The sequence below is a fragment of the Streptomyces anulatus genome (assembly GCF_014650675.1).
In the GTDB taxonomy this organism is placed as follows: domain Bacteria; phylum Actinomycetota; class Actinomycetes; order Streptomycetales; family Streptomycetaceae; genus Streptomyces; species Streptomyces anulatus.
Map to the genome: position 1 here is coordinate 541,554 of NZ_BMVK01000004.1, position 22,149 is coordinate 563,702.

The 22,149-nt window shown below is 71.6% G+C and carries 20 protein-coding genes and 1 pseudogene; 6 read left to right on the forward strand and 15 right to left on the reverse strand.

Annotated features, from left to right (window positions below):
* Positions 1-134 precede the first annotated feature (134 nt).
* The 11 genes from IE272_RS13890 to IE272_RS13940 all read right to left on the reverse strand — a co-directional run bounded on the left by IE272_RS13890 (position 135) and on the right by IE272_RS13940 (position 13,931).
* The gene (locus IE272_RS13890) at positions 135-1,172 is read right to left on the reverse strand and encodes a glycoside hydrolase family protein (protein WP_050361960.1); all 1,038 of its coding nucleotides are present in this window, start codon (positions 1,170-1,172) and stop codon (positions 135-137) included.
* A gap of 29 nt (positions 1,173-1,201) precedes the next feature.
* Positions 1,202-2,482, reverse strand: coding sequence for a TRAP transporter large permease (locus IE272_RS13895; RefSeq protein ID WP_050361959.1), 1,281 nt, complete (start codon positions 2,480-2,482; stop codon positions 1,202-1,204).
* Between the two features lie 4 nt (positions 2,483-2,486).
* Positions 2,487-3,119 (reverse strand): hypothetical protein, encoded by a 633-nt coding sequence (locus tag IE272_RS13900; protein WP_190006949.1) that lies wholly within the window; start codon positions 3,117-3,119, stop codon positions 2,487-2,489.
* Positions 3,116-5,245 (reverse strand): hydantoinase/oxoprolinase family protein, encoded by a 2,130-nt coding sequence (locus IE272_RS13905; RefSeq protein WP_190006950.1) that lies wholly within the window; start codon positions 5,243-5,245, stop codon positions 3,116-3,118. The genes IE272_RS13900 and IE272_RS13905 overlap by 4 nt, the downstream gene beginning before the upstream one ends.
* A 215-nt stretch (positions 5,246-5,460) precedes the next feature.
* Positions 5,461-7,074: an FAD-dependent oxidoreductase gene (locus IE272_RS13910; RefSeq protein ID WP_050361956.1), complete on the reverse strand. Its 1,614-nt coding sequence runs from the start codon at positions 7,072-7,074 to the stop codon at positions 5,461-5,463.
* A gap of 86 nt (positions 7,075-7,160) precedes the next feature.
* The gene (locus tag IE272_RS13915) at positions 7,161-8,261 is read right to left on the reverse strand and encodes a LacI family DNA-binding transcriptional regulator (RefSeq protein WP_050361955.1); all 1,101 of its coding nucleotides are present in this window, start codon (positions 8,259-8,261) and stop codon (positions 7,161-7,163) included.
* Positions 8,262-8,424: 163 nt separating this feature from the next.
* On the reverse strand, positions 8,425-9,639 hold the full coding sequence (manD, locus tag IE272_RS13920; protein ID WP_050361954.1) for a D-mannonate dehydratase ManD: 1,215 nt from the start codon (positions 9,637-9,639) through the stop codon (positions 8,425-8,427).
* Between the two features lie 37 nt (positions 9,640-9,676).
* Entirely contained in the window at positions 9,677-10,522 is an 846-nt protein-coding gene (locus IE272_RS13925; RefSeq protein WP_032793553.1) for a carbohydrate ABC transporter permease, read from the reverse strand.
* Positions 10,519-11,499 (reverse strand): carbohydrate ABC transporter permease, encoded by a 981-nt coding sequence (locus IE272_RS13930; protein ID WP_190006951.1) that lies wholly within the window; start codon positions 11,497-11,499, stop codon positions 10,519-10,521. The genes IE272_RS13925 and IE272_RS13930 overlap by 4 nt, the downstream gene beginning before the upstream one ends.
* Positions 11,499-12,818, reverse strand: coding sequence for an ABC transporter substrate-binding protein (locus IE272_RS13935; RefSeq protein ID WP_057667117.1), 1,320 nt, complete (start codon positions 12,816-12,818; stop codon positions 11,499-11,501). Before IE272_RS13935 ends, IE272_RS13930 begins: the two co-directional genes overlap by 1 nt.
* 294 nt (positions 12,819-13,112) lie before the next feature.
* A complete protein-coding gene (locus IE272_RS13940) occupies positions 13,113-13,931 on the reverse strand; it encodes a FadR/GntR family transcriptional regulator (protein WP_056705320.1) in 819 nt (272 codons plus the stop codon).
* Between the two features lie 246 nt (positions 13,932-14,177).
* Here IE272_RS13940 and IE272_RS13945 point away from each other — a divergent pair, with 246 nt between their 5' ends.
* Positions 14,178-15,446 carry a pyroglutamyl-peptidase I gene (locus tag IE272_RS13945; protein ID WP_190006952.1) on the forward strand — a complete coding sequence of 423 codons (1,269 nt, stop codon included), beginning with the start codon at positions 14,178-14,180 and terminating at the stop codon, positions 15,444-15,446.
* A gap of 139 nt (positions 15,447-15,585) precedes the next feature.
* Here IE272_RS13945 and IE272_RS38690 read toward each other — a convergent pair whose 3' ends face one another.
* The 3 genes from IE272_RS38690 to IE272_RS13960 all read right to left on the reverse strand — a co-directional run bounded on the left by IE272_RS38690 (position 15,586) and on the right by IE272_RS13960 (position 18,469).
* Complete coding sequence (locus tag IE272_RS38690) at positions 15,586-15,951, reverse strand: hypothetical protein (protein ID WP_229897307.1); 366 nt, start codon at positions 15,949-15,951, stop codon at positions 15,586-15,588.
* A gap of 612 nt (positions 15,952-16,563) precedes the next feature.
* Positions 16,564-17,454 carry an aminoglycoside phosphotransferase family protein gene (locus IE272_RS13955; RefSeq protein WP_050361948.1) on the reverse strand — a complete coding sequence of 297 codons (891 nt, stop codon included), beginning with the start codon at positions 17,452-17,454 and terminating at the stop codon, positions 16,564-16,566.
* A gap of 313 nt (positions 17,455-17,767) precedes the next feature.
* On the reverse strand, positions 17,768-18,469 hold the full coding sequence (locus IE272_RS13960; protein ID WP_190006953.1) for a hypothetical protein: 702 nt from the start codon (positions 18,467-18,469) through the stop codon (positions 17,768-17,770).
* An 81-nt stretch (positions 18,470-18,550) separates the two neighbouring features.
* Between IE272_RS13960 and IE272_RS13965 the strand changes: the two genes are divergently transcribed.
* From IE272_RS13965 to IE272_RS13975, 3 genes and pseudogenes are all read left to right on the forward strand, one after another.
* On the forward strand, positions 18,551-18,733 hold the full coding sequence (locus tag IE272_RS13965) for a hypothetical protein (RefSeq protein WP_056705311.1): 183 nt from the start codon (positions 18,551-18,553) through the stop codon (positions 18,731-18,733).
* A gap of 374 nt (positions 18,734-19,107) precedes the next feature.
* On the forward strand, positions 19,108-19,770 hold the full coding sequence (locus IE272_RS13970; RefSeq protein ID WP_073959473.1) for a DUF1345 domain-containing protein: 663 nt from the start codon (positions 19,108-19,110) through the stop codon (positions 19,768-19,770).
* Between the two features lie 52 nt (positions 19,771-19,822).
* A pseudogene (locus IE272_RS13975) lies at positions 19,823-20,011 on the forward strand (transposase); the annotation flags it as partial.
* Here IE272_RS13975 and IE272_RS13980 read toward each other — a convergent pair.
* Positions 20,012-20,656 carry a TetR/AcrR family transcriptional regulator gene (locus IE272_RS13980; RefSeq protein WP_190006954.1) on the reverse strand — a complete coding sequence of 215 codons (645 nt, stop codon included), beginning with the start codon at positions 20,654-20,656 and terminating at the stop codon, positions 20,012-20,014.
* Between the two features lie 53 nt (positions 20,657-20,709).
* On the opposite strand from IE272_RS13980, the gene IE272_RS13985 reads away from it, so the two are divergent.
* Together IE272_RS13985 and IE272_RS13990 are read left to right on the forward strand one after the other, a co-directional pair.
* Complete coding sequence (locus tag IE272_RS13985) at positions 20,710-21,687, forward strand: GNAT family N-acetyltransferase (protein ID WP_190006955.1); 978 nt, start codon at positions 20,710-20,712, stop codon at positions 21,685-21,687.
* A 137-nt stretch (positions 21,688-21,824) separates the two neighbouring features.
* A complete protein-coding gene (locus tag IE272_RS13990) occupies positions 21,825-22,073 on the forward strand; it encodes a hypothetical protein (RefSeq protein ID WP_190006956.1) in 249 nt (82 codons plus the stop codon).
* Positions 22,074-22,149 lie beyond the last annotated feature (76 nt).

Genomic DNA, 22,149 nt, shown 5'->3' on the forward strand with positions numbered 1-22,149 from the left:
GCTCGCCGGCGGCCCTGCGCGGGAGCGAGAGGCGGGGGAGCACACGTCGACGTACGCGGGCGGGATGGCCGGCGGCGGGAAGCGGGAGAACGGGCCGGGGTGCGCCGGTCTCGTGCGGCGCACCCCGGCCGCCGTCAGCCGCGTGCGACGGCGATCGAGCCCCCGAGCCGGTCGCCCGCCTCGTAGACCAGGTACGGCACGCCCCGGTCCGTGCCGAAGCTCGGCGAGGCGGCGCGGCCGTTCTCCGGCGCCGCGCTGCCCGAGTCGTAGAGGACGCCGAGGTGGTCGCGACGGGAGAAGTCGTTGCCGACCTCGCTGATCAGGATGTTCCCGCCGTTCTCCTTGCCGGTGTGATAGACGACGAACGTGCTGCCGCCCCGGGTCAGCAGGTGCGGGCCGCTGAGGTTGTTCACGCCGACGTCGGAGTGGCGGATCAGCGGCTGCTGGGCGAAGGTCCAGTCACGGCCGTCCTTCGACCAGCCCCAGGCGATGTCGCGGTGGTCGGACTGGTTGTTGACCATGAACAGCATCACGTATCGCGCACCGCGCGCGGGCAGGTCGTGCCGGAACACCCGCGCGTAGGACGTCTCGCTGGTGCCCGCCGGAAGCATGTCCTTGGTGAGCACGGTCCTGTCGTACGTGAAGGTGATGCCGTCCTTGGACCGGGCGAGCCGGGTCGTGTGGTTCTCGCCGTGGAAGTAGAGCCACAGCTCCTTGACGTCCTCGTTCCACAGGACGTGCGGTGAGGAGACGTGACTGACCTTGTAGTGCGGCTGCCAGTCGTTGGAGACCAGCGGGTTCGCCGGGTACTCCGTGAACGGGCCCTCCAACGAGTCGCCGTAGGCCAGGCAGATGCCACCGGGTGCGTCGTGCGGGGCGTAGTAGAGGTAGTAGCGGCCCAGCGGGTTCGCCAGCTTGTCGTACACGCCCCGGATGCACGGGAAGATGATCTCGCCCGTCGGGTTGTACTTCAGCCGGGAGGGCGTCAGCAGCGGCTTGAGATGGCGGTAGTCCGGGAATCCGCCGGGAGCCGCGACCGCGCTCCCCGCCCCCGCGCCGGTGGCGATCAGACCGGCGGCCGCCGCCGTACCGGCTATCGCGCCCCGCAGGAAGATGCGGCGGCCCGGGTGGGTCGCGGCGGCCGCGACCGGAGTGTCCTCGTGCTGTGTCATGTCGTTCTCCGTCCCGAAGAGGTGAGCGATCACAGATAACTGGCGGCGGTGACGCAGAAGCCGCCGAGCGCCACGGCCCAGACGTACGGCAGGGTCCGCAGCATCACCTGCTGCGGCGTCACCCCCGCGTACTGCGCGCTCCACACGGTCTGCGTGCTGGTGGGGTCCGACACCCCGAAGACCTGGTTGTACGAGGTCGCCAGGCCCAGCACCGCGACGGCCGGGTAGATGCCGGCGGCGATGAGGACGCCCGCTATGCCCGCGCCGAGACCGAAGACGTTCAGCGGCCCCCGGTACAGGCAGAGCGGCACGAGCAGTGTGAAGACCAGGACGAACAGCACCGGGTTCTGCGGGCTGACGGCCTTGACCAGCGGTTCCAGCGACTCCACCGCACCGGGCAGCTTCACCGCGGCGAGCAGGATGCCGATGGCGATGAACAGGACGATCGGAGCGGCCGCGACCTCGAACGAGCCGTACAGCGTCCGCAGCAGCCGCTTGTTCATCTCGCGCGGCCGGGTGGTCGTGACGAGCGCGAACAGGATGCCCGCCAGCATCGACGGCAGGATCGCCACCTCGAAGCCGAGGGCGAGGACCAGCGGGACGACCGGGGTGAGCAGCGCGTACCACGGGGCGTCGCCCAGCTGCTTGCGGCGCGAAACGGGTCGGGCGGAAGCCGACTTGAGCGACCAGGCGTGCTCGACTCCGCGCCTGCGCGTCTCGACGAGGACGAAGAGGACGGCGGCGGCCAGTGCGAACGGGAACAGCTTGATCATGAAGCCGCGCACGGTCTCGACGGGCAGTTCCAGCGCGGTGGAGAAGAACTGCCAGATGGGCAGCTCGAACGGCATGCCGGCGGCGATGCCCATCAGGATCGTCCCGGCGGCCGTGACCTTGGGGATGCCGACGGCGATCATGGCGGGGATGCCGATGATCCCGGCGAGCATCGCCGCGGGGGCCGAACCGGTGACCGTGCCGACCAGGGTGGAGACGGCGAGCACGCCGAGGGCGACCACCACCGGCCGGTCCCCGCCGAACTCGACGATCTTGCGCACCAGGGTGCCCGCGATCCCCGTCTCGTCCAGGAGCCTGCCCAGCCAGGAGCCCAGCAGGATCGCGATCATCGTCGCGCCGAGGGCCGGAGCGCCCTCCTGGAGGACCGTGTCCAGCACACTGTTCTCGCCGGTCAGCGGGGCGCCCGCGACGAACGCGATGACGACGGCCAGGATGACGAGCGCGAAGGCGGTGGGCAGTTTGCGGGTGAGCATCGCGGCGACACCGGCCGCCATGACAAGAAGGATGACGACGCCCATGGCGTTACTTCTCTCTTCCGTGCGGGGATCCGGGTGCGGACCCGTGCCGAGGTTCGGCCGCGGTGGCCAGGGCGGCCGTCAGCAGGAGCGGACTGCGGCCCAGGCCGCAGACCGTGCGGGCATGGGCATGGGCGGCGATCTCGTCGGCGCCCGCGACATGGCCGTACAGGGTGTGCCGGCCGGCGCGCAGCACCACATGGTTCAGGGCGTGCTTGAGCGCCTTCTTCGCCGGACCGTGGTGGAGCCGCTCGTGCACCGCCTCGTGCGCGATCGCCGCCGCCCGGACCGACCCGGACGGATAGCGGTCCCGCCAGCCGAGCAGGTCGATCACCTCCTCGGCGAGGGCCAGGGTGTCGGTGAACAGCTCGACGGTGGGCACCGGCCGGGAGGTGTAGCGGGCCAGGAGCCCCTTCGCGAGGCCGCCGTCGCTCTCCACGATCCGGGCCGTCGCGGCGACCGGCGGCAGCGCCGCACCGAACGCGTCGGCCGTACGGGCCCAGTGGCGCAGCAGCTCCGGGTCGCGCCCCTCGTGCGTGGGCGTGTTCGCGAGCAGCCGTACGCCGAACTCGACGTCGTCGTCGGCCTCCAGCGCCGAGATGGCCGCCAGCGCCGCCCGGTCCAGCAGCGCCGCGCTCATGAGCGCACCTCCACCACGGCGACGACCGGTTCGTCGGCGGCGCGGGCGCGCAGTTCGCTGCGGGCCAGCGCCAGCAGCGGATCCGGGTCGATCACCCCGGACAGATCCGCGATCCGGGACCCGAGCAGCAGCCGCAGCGCCGGGGCGCGGACCCCGCCGTCACCGTACGACGTGGCCTCCTTCACCAGCCCCGCGAGGACCTCGGGCGCCTGCCCCACGGTGGTCGTCTCCACCCGGGCGTCCGGCGCGTGCAGCCGTACGACGCCGTCCGCGTCCACGACCCGCACCGGGTGCCGGTCCGCCCGGAAACGACGGTGCACCTCGGTGCCGTACACGGTGTGGGCCGGCGTGCCCGCGAGCACCCGCACCGAGGCCGGATCGGTCCGCAGGCTCGTCGCTGCGGCGCGCAGCCGGTCCGCCTCGTCGGCCCGGTGGGCACGGTCCTGGGTGCGCAGTTCGGTGGCGCCGGTCGCCACGGCCCGTACGGTGCTGGTCTGCGGGTCGACCGTGACCTCCACCTCCACCCCGTCGGCGGCGGCCCCCTGGGCGACGACGGCGGCCTCCGCCTCGGCGCGCACGGCGAGGATCTGCTCCTGGCCCGCCCCCGGGATGATCCGCTCCACCTGCTCCCGGATGAGGGCCAGCGCCACGCCGATCGGGCTGATCACCTCGTTGTGCCGGGCGATCCTGCCCTCCTGGCCGGTGACGGCCGCCAGATGCGGGGTCACGGAGGCCGCGCCGCCGCCCCCGCCGACGAGCAGCGCGGTGTCCTTGTCCAGCCGGTAGTCGCGCATCATCGCCTCGACCACGGACCTCACCTGCTCGGTGCCCGCGTCCAGGAGCCGGGTCGCGGCCGTGGCCACATCGGTGCCGAGCGCGGCGGCCAGCGGGGTGATCGCGGCCTTCGCCACCGCCGGGTCGCACCGGGCGAAGTCCCCCTCCGGCACCCGGCCCAGCGCGTTCGCCGCACAGGTCATGGTGATCGCGAAGCGGCCCCCGGCGGCGTCGAGCACCGCGTAGTCGGCCGGGTCGTCCGCCATCGGACGGATCATGGTGACCTTCGCGTCGCGCAGGTCGTCCTCGGTCGCGAAACAGGCGTACGGCAGCCCCGCGATGTGCGCGCTGCGCGGCCCGACACCAACGACCCTGCCGCCGTCGACGCGGACCATCGATCCGCCGCCGACCCCGACGGTCCGCACGTCGAGCGCCGAGAGGTACGACGTCCGGCCGAGCATCGTGGCGTGCCGGACGGCGACCTTGCCCCGCCGCACGACGCTGATGTCCGTGGAGGTGCCGCCGGTCTCCAGGAACAGACCCTCGCTGACGCGCTCCTGCATCAGCGCGCCGGCGACGCCCGCCGCCGGTCCGGACAGCACCGTCAGCAGCGGTCTGCGCCGCATCTCGTCCAGCGACATCACCCCGCCGTCGCAGCGCATCACCATCAGCGGTGCGCTCACGCCCGCCTTGGTGATGGAGGCGTCGACCAGATCGGCGGTGGCGAGCATGCGCGGCAGGATCGCGGCGTTCACCACGGCGGTCCGGGTCCGCTTGTGGAGCCCGTACAGCGACGTGATGTCGTGCGCGGCGGTCGTCGGCAGCCCCCGCTCCTCGGCGGCGGCCACGACCGCGTCCTCACCCTCGGGACGGTCGACGCTGAACGGCTGGCTGGCGACGACGACTTCGGCGCCCTCCCGCACGACCGCGTCGAGCGCGGCGCGCACGGCGGGCGCGTCGTCCGGGTCGGCCACATGCGCGTAGGCGAGCGGCAGCCGCTTGCCGGGCGTCAGCTCCAGTTTGCGGAACGCGGCCAGCCGGCGGGTCAGCGTGGCGCTCGGGCCTGCACCGATGCCGATCAGACCGACGGTGGCGACGTCGCCCTCCAGCAGGGCGTTGGTAGCCTGTGTGGTGCCGTGGGCGAGGAACGTCACGTCCTCGGGCGTGTGGCCGGTCTGCTCCAGCAGACGGTCGAGAGCTTCGACGATGCCGTGGGCGACGCCGTCCTCGTGATGGTGGCTGGTGGGAACCTTCACCTGCCCCAGCAGATTCAGGGTCGTGGCGTCTACGGCCACGGCGTCGGTGAAGGTTCCGCCCACGTCGATGCCGACGCGGATGCGGTGGGTGTTCATGGCTGGGCACCTCCTTGTGCGGGTGGCAGGGCGAGGGCGGCAGGTCCGGACGTCGCGAGACGGCCGGGGCCTGGGGCCGGGCGGGTACAGGTGGAGCTGCGCCCGCCCGGCGCTCCGCGCTCACCCCTGGGGGCCGTGCGGTGAAACGGGTGTGTCGGGTACCGCGGTGGAGCGGGTGGTGCGTCGTCCGCGCCGTCCGTCGTGCGCGTACGGGGTCAGTAGCCGCGTACGTCCGGCCAGTGGCGCTGCACGCCGTCGCGCTCCAGCAGCGCGGCGAACGCCTCGAACCGCTTGTCCTCGGCCTGGACCCGGTGCGGTTCGACGCTCTCGGCGACACAGTGGGCGGCCAGCGCGCCGGCGACCTCGCCGATGTTCCACTCCACCGGGTGGAGCCGGTAGCAGCCGTTGGTGATGTGCGTCGTGCCGATGTTCTTGCCCGCAGGCAGCAGGTTGCGGACGCGGCGCGGGATGAGCGCGCCGAGCGGGATCTCGAACGGCACCGAACCGATGTCGACGTAGTTGTCGCCGCCGGTCGAGGGGTGCAGGTCGATGCGGTAGTTGCCGACGCCGACCGAGTCCCGGTAGCGGGTGCCGCCGTAGGGACCGACGATGTCGATCGAGACGTCGTGCTCGGTGACCGTGGTGACGGCCTTGATCCGCCGCGACTCCCGTACGTAGGGGGCCTTGGCCAGACCGTCCGCCGTGCCGGTGACGTCCGGGCGCAGCCGCAGGCCCGGGAACCCCGTGCCGCCGTCCGCCCGGGGGGCCTCGGTCTGGAGCCAGTACAGGACGGAGAGCGACAGCTGGCGGGCCTCGGCCAGCGCGGCGGCCGACGTCTCCTCGCCCCCGCCGATCAGCGGCTTCAACCAGTAGTCGTTCAGAGGCCAGTTGACCAGGGTGATGTCGGAGTCGAACGCGCCGGGCCGGTGCAGCTTGCGGGCCAGGATCCGGCGGAAGCCGAACAGCTCCTTGTCGCCCGCGTCGGCCGACTGGTCGGCGTTGACGTCCAGCGGATCCAGCTCCGGATTGGGCACGAAGGTCCGCGGGACGGCTTCCAGGCTGCGCGGGTCGGGGGCGAGGAAGCCGAGCAGCGGCCCCGGCCAGAAGTCCGGCCGGTAGGAGCGCCAGAAGTCGTAGTCGGCGGGGCGCTCGATGGTGTGGTCCTCGCCCTCGTGGTGCGAGAGCGCGAAACACACCGTGATGCCCTGCTGGTTGAGGGGCTGCGCCTCCTCGGGGGCGTGCGGTTCGTCGAACTCGCTCCGCGCCTCGGCGCCGATCACATGCTCCACCCCGGCGAGTTCGAGCAGTTCACCGGTCTCGGTGGCGTCGATCACGTAACGGGCGCTGATCGTACGGTGGTTGTCGCCCCGCAGGTCGGCCAGCGTGACGGACCGTACGGTGTCGTCGTCGCCGGCCTCGGCGGCCACCGGCCGGTGCTCGGTGAGGAGTGTCAGCCGCCCCGAGGAGCGATGCGGCGCGAGCATGGCCTCCATCACGGTCAGGGCGACGCGCGGCTCGTGGCACAGCTTGCTGACGCGCCCGGCGCCCGGGTTGAGGTTGCGCAGGGCCAGGGCCTCGGAACGCATCGGGTACCACTGGCGGTAGTAGTCCCGGATGGACTCGCGCAGCGTGCGGTACGAGGCGGTGGTGCCGAACTCCTCGACCCACGGGTGTTCGTCCGGCGGAACCGCCTGCGAGGTGAGCTGGCCGCCGATCCAGTCCGTCTCCTCGGTGAGGACGACGGTGCGCCCCGCCCGGCAGGCGGCGAGAGCGGCGGCCACGCCGCCGAGTCCGGCGCCCACGATGAGGATGTCGGGTTCGGATGTCACGGTTCTCCTTGAAGTGCTGTGTGAACGTGGTGCGTTGGAGCTGGTGCGACCGCCTCCGGGGGCCGGGTCGGAGAGATACGGGAGCGTCAGAGACGTACGGGGGCCGGGCCGGCCGTCGAGCCGGGCCGGAAGGCACAGGCCACCAGGGGTTCCGTCGCCTCCTCCCCGGCCACCAGCGCGGCGAGCATCCGCACGGCGGCCGCGCCCAGTTGGGGCCGGGGGACGTCGAAACCGGTGGGGACGGGCCCGTCCGCCAGATCCGGCGGGGGGCTGCCGAGCAGGGCGAGCGAGGCGTCGCGGGGGCAGTCGATGCCGACGAAGTGCGCGGCGCCGTGCAGGGCGCGCCAGGCGTCGCCGGTGTCGGTCTCCTCCGCGACGAACGCGGTCACGCCGTCGTCGAGCCAGCCGCGCAGCCGCTCGGCGGTCAGATCGCGCTCGGGGTCGGCGGAGCGGAAGACGGCGGCGGGGCCGCCGGGCAGTCCCGCCTCCTCCAGGCCCTTGAGGAAGCCGTGCTCACGGTCGGTGGAGGCGGGCGCCTCGTCGTCCTCCCGGACGAGCACGATGCGCCGGTGGCCGAGCGAGGCGAGGTGCGCGACGACCTCCTGGCTCGCGCTGATGTAGTCCGCGCCGACCCACGCCAGCCCCTCCAGCTCGTCCCGGCGGCCGAGGTGGACCACGGGGAAGCCGTCGGCGACCAGCCGCAGCAGTTCGTCGGCGGGAGCGTGGCGTCCCAGGAACAGGCAGCCGTCGGCCAGCCGGACCCGGGAGAGCGCGTTCGGCCCGGCGGCCCCCGCGCCGCCCGTGCTGGAGCCGGTGAAGAGCACCAGGTCGTAGCCGCGGGCCGCGGCCTCCTGCTCGACGCCGACGAGGAAGGGGTAGTACGAGTGCTGTACATCGGTGGGGAAGGTGGACGTGAAGCTGAAGACCCCGAGCAGATTGTTCCGCGCGGCCGCCAGACGGCTGGCGGCCGGATCCGGCACATAGCCCAGCGCCCGCACCGCGTCGAGCACCTTCTGCCGGGTCTCCTCGGAGATCGTGGCGCCCTGCTTCCGGGCCCCCAGCACCAGCGAGACGGTGGCCTGCGAGACCCCGGCGAGCCGGGCGACCTCGGCCTGGCGCGGACGGGACGTACGGCCCGCGGGGGCGGGCGCCCGGCCCGGCCTGGACCGCTTCCTGGGTTCTTCCACGGTGTTCCTCCGGATCACTAATGCGTATTACTAATGCGCATTAGTGAGTACTGTGAACCTCCGTTCCGCAGGGGTCAAGGGATTGCGCAAGACTTCTTTCGGCCGTGTGGGTACCGGCCTGTGCGTGCGGGGCCCGGCGCTCGCCGGACCCCGCACCGGGGGCTCACCAGTCGTGGACGGTCCCGTCGTGGAGACGGTTGACCGGCAGATACGCGGCCGCGTACGGGTGCGCCGCGGCCAGCTCCTCGTCGAGCTCCACGCCGATGCCGGGCTCCTCGCCGGGGTGCAGGTGGCCGTCGGTGAAGGTGTAGGCGTGCCGGAACACCGCGTCGGTGAGCGGGCTGTGGCCCGAGTACTCCTGGATGCCGAAGTTGTGCACGGCGAGGTCCAGGTGCACGGCGGCGGCCATCCCGACCGGGGAGATGTCCTCGGGGCCGTGGATCGCGCTCCTGATCTGGTACTGCGCGGCGAAGTCGAAGAGCTTGCGCAGCGGGGTGACGCCGCCGAAGTGGGTCACCGCCGAGCGCACGTAGTCGATCAACTGCTCGGTGATCAGGGCCTGGTAGTCGTACACCGTGTTGAACACCTCGCCGACGGCCAGCGGCGTGGTGGTGGACCGCCGGACCAGACGCAGCGCCTCCTGGTTCTCGGCCGGGGTGCAGTCCTCCAGCCAGAACGGCCGGTAGGGCTCCAGGTCCTTGCCGAGCCGGGCGGCCTGGATCGGGGTGAGCCGGTGGTGGGCGTCGTGCAGCAGCGGCAGTTCGGCGCCGAACTCCGCGCGCACCGCCTCGAAGACGGCCGGCACATGGCGCAGATACGCCGCGGTGTCCCAGTCCTCGACCAGGGGGCGGGCCTGCTGGTGGAGGACGGCCGCACCGGTGTCGTCGGTGTCGGTCACCCCGTACACCGCCTTGAGGCCGGGGATGCCGGACTGGATGCGGACGGCGGGGTAGCCCTCGGCGAGCCGGGCCCGTACGGAGTCGAGCAGCTCGGGTACGTCCCGGCCGTTGGCATGGCCGTACGTCCCGATCCGCTCCCGGCTCGCACCGCCCAGCAGTTGGTACAGCGGCAGCCCGGCGGCCTTCGCCTTGATGTCCCACAGCGCCACGTCCACGGCGGCGATGGCGGCCATCGTCACCGGGCCGCGCCGCCAGTACGCACCCCGGTACAGCGACTGCCAGGTGTCCTCGACACGGTGCGGGTCGAGCCCGATCAGCAGGGGGGCGACATGGTCGGTGAGATAGCTGACGACGGCCAGCTCCCGCCCGTTCAGGGTGGCGTCGCCGAGGCCGGTGAGCCCTTCGTCGGTCGTCAGCTTCAGGGTGACGAAGTTGCGGCCGGGGCTGGTGACGACGACCTTCGCGTCGACGATCTTCATGCGTGTGTGCTCTTTCCACAGGTGGGGGAGTGGGGGTTCAGCCCTTGGTGGCGCCGGACGTCAGCCCGGCCACCAGATACTTCTGGCCGAGGACGGCGGCCAGGACGACGGGCACGGTGATGAGAGAGGCGGCGGCCATCAGGCCGCCCCAGTCCGTGCTCGCGTAGGAGATGAAGTTGAACAGCGTGACCGGCACGGTCTGTGTCCGGTCGTCGGAGAAGACCAGCGCGAACATGAAGTTGTTCCAGCTGAAGACGAAGGCCAGCAGCGACGCGGTGGCCGTTCCGGGCGCCGCGAGCGGCAGCGAGATCCGCCAGAACGCGCCGAAGGCGCTCAGCCCGTCGGTGCGGGCCGCCTCCTCCAGCTCGACCGGCAGCCCCGCGAAGAAGCTGATCATGATCCACATGATCAGGGGCACCGAGACGAACATATGGCTGAGGATCAGCACCGTGTAGGAGCCGACCAGGCCCATCCGTGCGAACAGGTAGTACCAGGGCACGAGCAGCGAGATCGCCGGGACGATGCGCGCGACGAGGATGACGGAGCCGGTGCGGTGCATGGAGAACCGGCCCACCGCCCAGGCCGCCGGCACGGCGATCACGGCGGAGAGCACCGTCGAAACCACCCCCACCAGCAGGGAGTTGCCCATCGACCGCACGATCTGCCCGGCCTCGACGACCGCGCGGAAGTTGTCCAGCGTCGGGGTGAACCACAGCCCGACCGAGGGGTCCGTGACCTGGACGTTGGTCTTGAAGGCCGCGGCGAACATCCACACGAGCGGCAGCGCGAAGACGAGCGTCACGACCGTGATCGCGGCCCCGCGCAGCCACGACCCGTACGGCCGTCCACGCCGGGCCCGTGCGGGGGAGAGGGTGGCACTCATGCGTTCTTCCTTCCGCCCCGGCGGCGCAGCAGCACCACGACACCGATGATGAACAGCGTGAACAGGACCAGGACGGCGGCGGCCAGCCCGTACTCCTGGTAGTCGAAGGTGAGCCCGTAGGCGTAGACGTTGAGGGTCTCCACCTCGAAGTCCGAACCGCCGCCCGCGCCCTTGGTGGCGTAGAGGATGTCGAAGGTCTTCAGCGCGTCGACGGCGCGCAGCACCAACGCGGTGGCGAGCGTCGGCCCGAGCATCGGCAGGACGACGTGGCGGAAGCGCTGCCAGGCGTTCGCGCCGTCGACCAGGGCGGCCTCCTCCGGCTCCTCGGGCAGCGTGGTCAGTCCGGCCAGAAGCAGCAGCGTCATCATCGGGGTCCACTGCCACACGTCGATGAGCATCAGCGTCGGCAGCGACTGCCCGACCGAGCCGAGGAACTCCTGCCGGGGCACGCCGACCGCTTCGAGCAGATGGTTGGCGATGCCGTTGGTGGGATCGAGGATCAGCAGCCAGAGGATGCCGATCGCGACCGGCGTGGCCAGCAGCGGAATGATGAGCACGGTACGGACCCAGCGCATCCCCCGGAACGGCTTGCGCATCAGCATCGCCAGGGCGAGCCCGAGCACCGTCTCCAGCACCACCGCGCCCACGGTGAACACCAGGGTGCGGCGGGCGGCGGGCCAGAACCGGCGGGTGTCGCCCAGCGCGTCGGTGAAGTTGCGCAGACCGACGTGGGCGCTGTCGGCGTTCACCGCCCCGAAGGCGTCGGTGAGGCTGAGATTCAGCGTGAAGACCAGCGGAAAGATGATCATCAGGCCGACGAAGAGCACCGCCGGGCTGAGCATCGCCCACTTGAGCCGCCGGTTGGCCTGCTCGAAGGTCCGCTGCCGTCGCCCCGCCCCGGGCGGTGTCGGGCCCGAAGCGCGGGCGGTGGAGCCCCGGGTGGCTTCTGCGGTCCCGGTGACCTCGGTGGCGGACATCAGGACTCCTTGTGGCGGTTGTCGCGTACGAGAAACTGGGCGAACTCCGCGTCCGCGTCACGCACGACCGGCCGGACGGACTCGCCGAGGATGCCCGCGACCAGCGGGCGGCCGACGATGTCCCGGGCCCGGCCGACCTGGAGGACCCGGGGCCGGTCGTAGCCCACCCCGCGCTCCGCGTTGAGCCGCATGGCCTCGGCGAGCTCCGGCGGGAAGGCGGCCAGCGTCTTCGGGTCGGACCACACCGAGGAGCGGGCGCCGGGGATGCCCTCCGACTGGAGCGCGGCGGACATCTCGGGCCCGGCCGCCCATCGGATGAACTCCCAGGCGTCGTCGCGCAGTCGGGAGAAGGTGTTGATGCCGAGACTCCAGGAGGGGATGTTGTGCGGCCTGGCCCCGGCCGCCCCGGCGGGGAAGGGCGCGAAGCCGACGCTCTCGCGCACCCGGGACACCTTCGGGTCGAGGAAGCTGCTGTAGATCGCGTCGGCGTCGATGAAGAAGGCGGCCTTGCCCTGCGCGAAGATCGGCATCGCCTGTTCGAGGCTCATATTGGTCGCCCCGGGCGGTCCGGAGCCGGCCAGCAGACGGCCGTAGTACTCGTAGGCGGCGACGGCCTCGGCGCTGCCGATCCCGGACTTCCCGTCCACGACGAAGTCACCGCCGTGCGAGTAGAGGAAGCTCGACCACTGGGACACCGCGCCGCTGCGCTGACCCCGGCCGACATAGCCGTAGAAGCCCTTGTCCCGGCGGGTCAGCTCCTGTGCGGCCTCCATCAGCGCCTCCAGCGTGCGCGGCGGCCCGCCCAGGTCCTCCACCAGGTCCTTGCGGTAGTAGAGGGCGGGGCGTTCGGTCACCACCGGGACGCTCAGCACCTTCCCGGCGGTCGTCGACGCCTGGCGGGGCGCTTCCTGGAAGTCGTCCCAGGCGAACCTCGCGTCGTCCGCCACCCGGTCGCTGAGGTCGGCGAGCCAGCCGTTGTGGCCGAAGAGCAACTGCTCCTGGAGCGCGCGGACCATCATCACGTCCACGTCGGTGCCCGACGCGTTGAGCTTGACGTTGTAGCTGCTGGCGAGCTGGTCGGCGGTGAGCAGCGTCATCGAGACCCGCCGCCCGATCCGCTCCTCGAACTCAGCGGTGCGGCGCTTGACCGCCTGGGACCAGACGTGGTTGATCGCCATGATCCGCAACGGTGCGTCGGCCGAGGGCTTGCCGCCCCCGCCCGAACAGGCGCTCAGCGCTCCCGCCCCGGCGGCCGCCGCGGCCCCTGCGGCGAGCCTGCCGAAGGCGCGCCGGCTCAGGAGCTGGCTGCTCGTGGACATCCTCGTCCTCGTTTCTCTGCGGTACGTGTTGCCTGCCGGCCCCTGTGGGACCGGACTGGTCCGACCTGGTCCAACTGGTAGGACCAGTTGGTCTACGCGGGACCGTAACAGCAGGGAAACCTCCCCGACCAGACCCTGAAGCAAAGATTCCGCCTACCGGACGGATCGGGCGGGGTCGCGTGGACCGGCGGGGTTGGGGCGGGACCGGGGCGGGACCGGCGAGGCCGGGCGGGCCGGCTGCGTACCGCGTCAGTGGCCCCCTGCGTAGCCGCCCGCCCCCGGCCCGCCCCCGGACTAGCGTCCCGGAGGTGTCCGGCGGCCCTCGGCCTGGTCCAGCAGCGTCTCGATGTGGTTGCGCGCCATCGTGTCGACCTGGACGTCGAGATCGGCCCCGTACGTCCGCAGGCCCAGAATCAGGTGCTCCCGCATCCGCGCGCAGGCGAGGTCCACGTCCCGTGCCTCGACCGCCTCGAAGATCTCCGGGTGGTGCGGTACCCCGGGTTCACCGATCGACGGATCGGAGTTCGAGCGGAGCATCATCTCGAACATCATGCCGCCGATCGAGGACAGCATGATCCTCAGCACCGGGTTCTTGCTGGCCACGGCGATGGCCTCGTGGAAGTCCATGTCCGCCTGGGCCTTGACCACGACGTCCGTCGCCGATTCCAGGGCGTCCCGGGCGGCCCGCATCGCCGCGATGTCCTCGTCCGTGGCCCGCTCGGTCGCCAGCCGGACCATCTCGACCTCCAGCGGGATCCGCGCCTCGATGAGCTGCCGGACGGTGGGCCGGCCCGCCCGGTACAGCGCGTCGTACCCCCGGGCCTGCCCCGAGGACTGCTCGCGGACGAAGGAGCCGCGCCCCGGGGCGACTTCGATCAGATGCTGGGCCTCCAGCCGCCGCAGCACCTCGCGCACGACGTTCCTGCTGGCGCCGAACTGGGCGGCGAGTTCCCGTTCGGAGGGGAGCTTCGTCCCGACGGCGATCTGGCCGGAGCGGATGTCGTGCTCCAGCTCGCGGGCGATGCGCTCCGTCAGGAGCCCGCGCCGGGCGGGATCCGCGACCGGACCCGGCCGCGCGGAACCCGACGGGGAGGAGGGGGCGGACGGCTGCATGATCGCAGCGTACAGGCCGGTCGGGGCCCGACGGGCATCTCCCGGCACCGGCCCGTGGGCGAGGAGGCGACCTGCGCGGCGGAGGCCGGAACGGGCGTCGCGCGCTGCCGGCGCCCCCGCGGATGCTCCGCGTGTGTTCTGCGTACTCCGTCCCCTTCTCCACGTGCTTGCACGGTTCTTGCCCTATGGCATCGCCTCCGGCGGTGCCGCGATACTGCGACGAGCCGTTGACCCGAAAGGACCCACGTGACGCACCGACTCTCCGCAACCCCCCGGCTCGGCCTCGGCGGCGTGGCGCTCCTGCTCGTTCTCGCGGGCCCCGCGCTGCCCGCCTCGGCGTCCCCGGCGGACGGCGCCCGCACCCCCACGGCGACGACCGTCGAGGAGCAGCGCCTCGACCGGGCCGCGCCGCAGGAGATCCTGCGGCGCAGCGGATTCGACGCCCTCGCCCCGCGCTTCGAGCGTGCCCTCAGGGGCTCCGACGGCTACGCGCAGGCCGAGCGAACGGTGACCCGCCACGCCTCGGCTCTGTGGCGGCGCGCCGTCGACCGCGCCCAGGGCCGAGGACCCGCCACCGGTGACCTGAGCCGGGGCGACGACCGCCCGCTGTACTGGGCCCGACTCGCGCTCAGCCGCGAACTGCGCGCGTGGACACCCCGGTTCGCGCTGGCCGACGAGCAGCGCCGGGCGTTGCACACGGCCCTGGAGACCTCCTCGCGCGGCCAGGACGACATCCGCTTCCCGGGCCACCGGGTGAAGCGGGTCCTCGTCACCGGCTTCGACCCGTTCACGCTGGACAGGGACACCCGCATCGGCAACCCCTCGGGCGCGAGCGCGCTCGCCCTGGACGGCACCCTGGTGCGGACCGCCGAGGGGCCGGCCCGGATCGAGACCGTCGTCTTCCCGGTGCGCTGGGCGGACTTCGCGGAGGGAACCGTCGAGCGGGTCCTCGCCCGGCAGCTGCCCCACCTGGACCTGTTCACCACTGTCAGCCAGGGCCGTCAGGGCCGCTTCGACGTGGAGCGCACCAACGGGGCCTGGCGCGGCGGCTTCCCCGACAACGAGAACGCGGCGAGCACAGGGACGGTCCCCGTCGCCGACCCCGGCTCGCAGCCGCAGTGGACGACCACGACACTCCCGTACCGACAGCTCACCGAAGCGGAGACGGGCCGCTTCCCGGTGTACGACAACACCGAGGTCACCGAGATCCCCGCGGGCGGCACCCAACCGGTGACCAGGCCGGACGGACCGACGCCGGGCTCGGCGTCGCGCGCCGGAGGCGGCGGGGACTACCTCTCCAACGAGATCGCCTACCGGGCCACCCTGTTGCGCGACCGGCTGGGGCTGCCGAAGCTGCCGGGCGGGCATCTGCACACACCGGTCCTGCAGTTCGGCGCGGAGAACACGAACCCGCGGACGGGCACGGTCACCGACCCGGACTTCGAGCGCAACCGGGCGGACATCGTCGGCCAGGTGAGGGAGTTGGTGAAGACGGCGGTGGGGGAGACCGGCTGAAAGCACCTCGGCCGCGACCTCGCCCTGTCCCGCTGCGGCATCCATGAGCCCGTGGTGCCGGTCGTACCAGAACGCTGCCCTGCGTGCCCTCGGGCCCGAGGGCACGCAGGCGTCCGGCTTCACGGACGAGACCAGGGGGCTATCCCTTTTCCCACGGGTCCGACGGCGGCTTCAACCCGAAGGTGCGGTCGAGTCTCGCCACGGTCTTCTTGAGGTTCTTGAGCCCCTCGTCAAAGGTTTTCCACCCCCGGAACGCCTGTCCGGCCTCCGTGGGCGACTGGAACGTCCTGCCCTGCGGCACCGACGCCAGTACCTCACGCGCACCCTCGTCGAGGCGCTCGATGGCGGCCGACCAGGTTTTCTGGGTCTTGGGGTCGGGGATCGAACCGAACAGCCGGGCGGTGCTGAGCGCCTCATCGAGACCGCTGAAGTCCAGGATCACGAGGGCGAATTCCTCTTCCTCGTCGGGGCGACCGGACTGGGCCTTCTCGGCTTCCTCGATCAAACTGACCATCGCCGTCCCGCCTCCGTACTCGTACCACTGGGTGACGGCCTCGGTGATCTCGGCGGCCGTACTCGGTGTCGGCGAGGCGGTCGCCGAGGTGGTCGGAGACGAAGGGCGGGTCGAACTCGGAGTCGGAGACGAAGGCGCCGTCGGGGTCGGTCGTGCGGGCGGCTTCGCGCCGCCCGAGGCAGGGCCGGACGCGGCTCCGGCGCAGGCGGTGAGCAGTACAGCGGTGACGACCGTGAGCAGCAGCGGCACGAGGACGCGTCCGGGACGGCCCGGCGCGGCGTCGTGGTGATCGGGTCGGCGAGCAGCCAGGCCCGGGAAGCCGCGGTCGCGACCCCCGCGTACGCGTCGGCCACCTGGGTGCCTACGTCCTCGTAACACGGCGCTTCCCCTCGTTCGGCAGGGGGAATCAGGTCCCCGCAGTGATCGGGGCGGCCGGTGCACGGCCGCCCCGATCGACGGTAGGGCGAGGGGACGTGTTCCACCAGCGACTGGATCGCATGTGTGCCATGCCGTGGAGGAATGGGTTCCGCGATGGATGCGGCGGAAGCCTCCGGGGGAACGACCTGGCCGGGTGGACCTGGGGCGCTGCCGCCGAAGCGTGCGTCAAACGCCCTTCAGGACCCGGTCGAGTGCCGCCCGACCCGCAGGTCCCCAGTGCGGCTTGCCGCCGGGAAGGCCTCGGTCGCCGTTCTGCCCCATGAGCATGAGGAAAAGGCTCTTCATGGCGGCCAGCCCGCGGGCACGCCGGATCGCCGCCTCGTCCGCATGCGCGTACATGTCGAAGAACCGTGAGGCCGTGCCCGCCGGGAGCAGCACCCATGCGGCGGCGAGGTCCCAGGCCGGATCCCCGGCGAACATGTCGCCGAAGTCGACGACGCCCGCGAGCGTTCCGTCCGAGACGACGACGTTCGCGGGATGCAGGTCGCCGTGCACCCACACCGGCGGGCCCTCCCACGCGTCGGCCGCGACGGCGTCGGCCCAGACGGCCCGGACGTCGGCGGCGATGTCGTCGGGCGCAACGGACCGGAGACAGTTCTCGAAGCCGTCCGTGCAGTTCCTGGGATGGGCGCCGCGGTCCTCGGCGATCGGCGCATCGGCGGGCGCCTCCACATGGAGCGCCCGGAGGAAGCCCGCCAGGGTGTCGGCCGCGTGGTCGCCGCGGCTGATCGAGCCGTGGTCCAGCGGCTCACCGGGAACCCACGTCATCACGGTCCAGTGCTTGGGGAAGCGCTCCGACGGTTCGCCGAACCGCACCGGGGTCGGCACCGGGAGCGGCAGGCGCGGGGCGAGCACGGGGAGCCACCGCCGCTCCTTGAGCTGGAGTTCCGGGGTGGGGTCCATGCGCTGCATGCGCACGGCCAAATCGTCCCCGAGGCGCCACATCTGGTTGCCCCAGCCGCCCGCCACCTCGCGGACGGCCAGCCCCGCAAGGTCTGGATGCTGCTCCTGCAGCAGGGCGCGGACCAGGTCTGCGGTGATCTCGATCTCGGTCATGCTGCATCACAGTACCGAGGCGGCAGACGGCAGACGGCAGACGGCAGGCGGTAGGAGGTAGGCGGCGGGCGGTAGATGGCGCGGCTCTTGCTCTCCGGAACCTCTCGCTGTGATCGGCGTGCTGCGATCAGTGCCCTGGCGAGGTCCGTGAAGCGCCTCCGGGCGAGGTCATCGACGGGGAACAGAACCAGCTCGTCGTCCGCGCCCTCCGAGCGGCTGCGCGACCGGAGCCGGTCGGCATCGGTCGACGCCGACCGACGTCGACCGGAGTCGGCCTGTTCGGCGACACACGACGCCGGCCGCGCGCCACGGGTTACGGGAAGGTCGGGAACGAAGGCGGCGTCGCCGCACCCGGGACGTAGTCGAAGTTGGGCGTGAGCGTCCCGAAGAGACTGCCGGCGCGCGGAGCCGTGGCTCCGGTCGCCGCCGCGAAGAGGTCCGCGGCTTCCTGAGTGACGTAGAACGGCGCCTTCTTGATGCGGAAGCCGGTGGGGCTCGGACGGGCGCCGGCCATGACCTCGACGTAGGTGGACTCGGCGATCACCACTTCCTCGCGGAACCTCTCGCCGTCGATCGATACGCCCGCGGAGTAGGCGGGTGTCGGCATGACGCGGATGAACGTGGACTGCAGGGTGATGGACTTGCCGGACGCCCGGTGCTGGATCCTGAGGCCACCGGGGTAGAAGATGCGTCCCTTGGAGTCGAGCCCGTCACCGGCCGTCGAACCGATGGGCATGCCTAAACCCCGGCCGTCGGAGTCCATCACGAACGGGCTGATGGCCTCCAGGGTGATGCCCTCCCGCTCCATCCAGGCGAGGGTCTCGTCACCGATCGCCACCTGGGCGTCGCCCCACGGGGAGATGTGGGCGCCCGGCAGCGGCGCGGCGACGGCCGCCGCCCTGGTGGTGCCGGCCGGCTGCTGGGCGGCCGCTCCGGATGACGTCAGGCCGAGCGGGACGGAGAGCGCGGCCACGGCGGCCACGGCGATGAGACGGCGGATCGCGTGCATACCCATGGAGGGTTCCAGTCTGTGAGGAGGGTGGGGGAAGGCGTCAGATGCGCTTCCCGGAGGGGCCACGTCGGCTACGGGCTCGGTATGGCCATCACGCTCACCGCCGCCGGCCTCCTGCTCTCCGGAGGCGGCAGCAGACTCGCGGCACTGAGCGAACGCCACCTGCCCTCCCTGCGCCGCTGTACCCGCTGTGCGACGGTGCTCACCGCGCTCGCCGTCCTCACCGTGGGGATCAGTCTCACGCTGCGAAGCCTTCTCACCCTCTGAACTTCGACACGGTCATCGAGCAGGTCGCCCAGGCCGTGCGCCGCGAGGAGCCCACTACGGGCGACGGGCCGACAACTGGCCCGCATGATCGGTTCAAACGCAGCATGCCGCTCGTGAGGAGCATGGGCGATCGAGGAGACAGCGGCCCGCTCGGCGGGCCGTCAGCGGCCACCTGCCGCTGTTACGGACTCCCCGCCCGGCTGCGGGCCGTCGGCCTGGAGGGCGCCCGACGCGGTGGGGCAGCTCACTCCGTGCGCCGTTCGGGGGACGGGCAGCGCTACCTCGTGGACGCCGCGAGGGCTCACGCCATCAGGGGGAGTTCATTCATCTAGCGTCGCCGCATCCGTACCGTGAACGTCCGGAGGAACCTGCCCGTGAATTCCTGGCTGTCCGAACGACGCCGTTCACTCGTGTGCCTGCTCATCTCGGTGAGCGCGGCCCTGGTGCTGCCCCTCGACAGCGTCGCGCGGATCTCGGCTTCCGACGTCGGCGTACTGGTGCTCTTCGCCTACCTGGTCCCGTACCTGGCCATCACGCTGATCGCCTTCCTGAGCGCCTCACCGGAGCGGATCCGCTCCTGGGCGGACCGGGAAGCCCGCGGCACCTTCCTGCAGCGGTACGTCCTGGGCACCGCGCCCGGACCGGGGGCGTCCATCCTCATCGCGGCCGCCGCGCTGGCCGTGGCCGTTGTGTGGCTGCCCGGCCACCTCAGCACCACCTTCGGCGAGGGCTCGCGCGCCCTGCTGGCACTGTCGCTCGTCGTCATCGCCTGGACCTGCGTCGTCGTGGCGTTCGCGGTCACCTTCCAGGCCGACAACCTGGTGGAGAACGGTGAGGCACTCGATTTCCCCGGAGCGGGGACCGCCGCCTGGGCCGATTACGTCTACTTCGCCGTGGCGGTCATGACGACTTTCGGCACCACCGACGTCAACGTGACCTCACGCGACATGCGGCGGACCATCTCGGCGAACGCGATCATCGCCTTCGTCTTCAACACGGTCACCGTCGCCAGCCTGGTCTCCGCGCTCCGCGACTGAAGCGGGTCGCGGAAGGCTGTGGCGTGCGGCCCGGATCAGGTGCGAGAAGGTCGCCCGCAAAGGCACCGCCCACGGTTCCGGCCCAGGAAGACCCGCTGGGTCGTCGAGCGGACCTTCGCCTGGCTCCACCGGTTCGAACGACTGCGGACCCGCTACGGGATACGTGCCGACCTCCCCCTCGGCCTGCTCCAACTCGCCTGCAGCATTCATCCGCTTGAGACGACTGCGAACCATCCTCTGATCAGTAGGACCGTTCGTTGATGCCAGGAGCCGGCCGGCTGCCGCCGTCGGACCGGGGCAGCGCGGTCGAGGCGAGGAAGTCGTCGAGCATGGTGATCTGCACGTCCTTGGGGAATCGGCCGGGGTCGAAGAGGGCCTGGACGACGAGTCCGTGGGTGAAGGCGACCGCAGTGGCGGCGAGTTGTTCCGGGTCGGCGTCTGCGGGGAGCTGGCCGAGGTCGCGTGCGGCTTCGAGGTGTGGGCGGATCGTCGAGCGCAGCCGGGTGTAGCGGTCGGCCTGATCCGTGGCGAGCCCGTCGTCGGCAAGGGAGAGGTCCCAGGAGCTGACCCAGATGTGGTTGCGGGCGGTGTCGCCCGGGGTCAGCGGCAGGATGTCCAGGAGCATGGCGCGCACGGTGGCGAGGCCCGCGACGGGACGCGCGCGGCGGGGCCTCTCTGCGGTGCGCTTCTCCAGCAGGTCCAAGGCGTGCGTGATCAGGGCCCGTTTGCTCGGGAAGTAGTGCATGAGCATCCCGGTCGAGACCCCCATCGCAGCGGCGACGGTACGCAGGGTCAGCCCACCGAACCCCTTCTCGGCGAGTACCTGCCACACCGCCTCGGATACGTCCTTGCGGCGGGCTTCACGGTCTCCTGGTGCGGGCGGCATGCTGCTAGCTTACGTACCGAACGCTTGTTACGCATCCAGAGAGCGAGGCTCCCATGTTCACCCTGCCGCTCGGCGACCATGCCCAACTCCGCCCCCTGGTGCCCTGGCATGCACAGGAGTTCCTCGCCCATATCGACCGCGCCCGGGTCTCCGTGGACCCGTGGATACCCTGGGCGACGTTCAGCACCGACCTCGACTCGGCCACGGCTTCCCTCCAGCGCTACGCCGACCGTCTGGCCGAGGACACCGGCCGGATCTACGGGATCTGGCTGGACGGCACGCTGGTCGGCGGCGTCATGTTCACCCGCTTCGACAGCGCCTCCGGGGTGTGCGAGATCGGCTGCTGGCTGGAGCAGGCCGGGGAGGGACGGGGCCTGGTGACCCGGGCCTGCCGGGTGTTGATCGACTGGGCCTTCCAGGAACGCGGGATGAGCCGCGTCGAATGGTGGGTCGCGGCGGGCAACACCCGCAGCATCGCCGTCGCGCGCCGGCTGGGTATGACCCGCGACGGCGTGCTGCGGCAGCGTTCTTCGTATCGAGGTGTGCGGCACGACAGCGAAGTCTGGTCGGTCCTTTCCGAAGAATGGCCTTCTCCCGGCGAAGTGTCCGGGTCCCGCGTCCAGGCCGAGCTCGATCGGCTGATGCGCGTGTTCGTCGGCGCCTTCACCAACACCGGCGACAGCCGGCCGGACCTCGGGGTCATCCGCGACGTCTTCATTCCGCAGGGCAGGATCATCGCGAACGTCGGGGACGAGCCCGTCATCTACGACCTCGATGCGTTCATCGAGCCCCGGCAGAAGATGCTCACAGATGGGACGCTGACGGAGTTCTGCGAATGGGAGGTCGCTGAGCGGACCGAGATCTTCGGATCGATCGCGCACCGGTTCAGTGAATACCGCAAGTCCGGCTTCCATCACGGCGAGTGGTTCGAGGGCTCCGGCCACAAGACCACCCAGTTCGTCCGGACCCCGTCAGGGTGGAGGATGTCCTCACTGGCCTGGGACGACGCGCCCGCCACCGTCACCGAATGACCGAGCGGACCAGGGTGGGACCGAGAGCCCGGGCTTCTGCGCAGCTTCCACGTCAGGCTTCATCTCGCCTGTTCCGTCATCTGCTTGAGCCGACTCCGCAGCTCATTCTGAAACGATCAGTGAGGCGGCCGAGGGGAGTGAACGCAGCGCACGAGATCTTCGGCCCGGACGCCAGAGGCGGCAACTACTTCGAGTCCATCACCGGGTTCGGCTCCGCCGAAGATTGCGAGGCGCCCTCGTCCGTCATGCGTGGGCTGCCCGACTACGGTGATCGGTGGGTGCGCAGTGTTCAGCGTGGTGGCGCTGTGGCGGTCCTCGCCCCGCACGACGGCCGCTCTGTCTCGCTCAGGGCGCATGAGCCCCAGCCCTTCGCCGACCACGCGTAGGGGATAGGTCGCTGCTGGTCGGCCGATGGAGGGCAGCGTGGAAGGCCGGCAGGACGAAGCGGGCCCCGGAACCCGC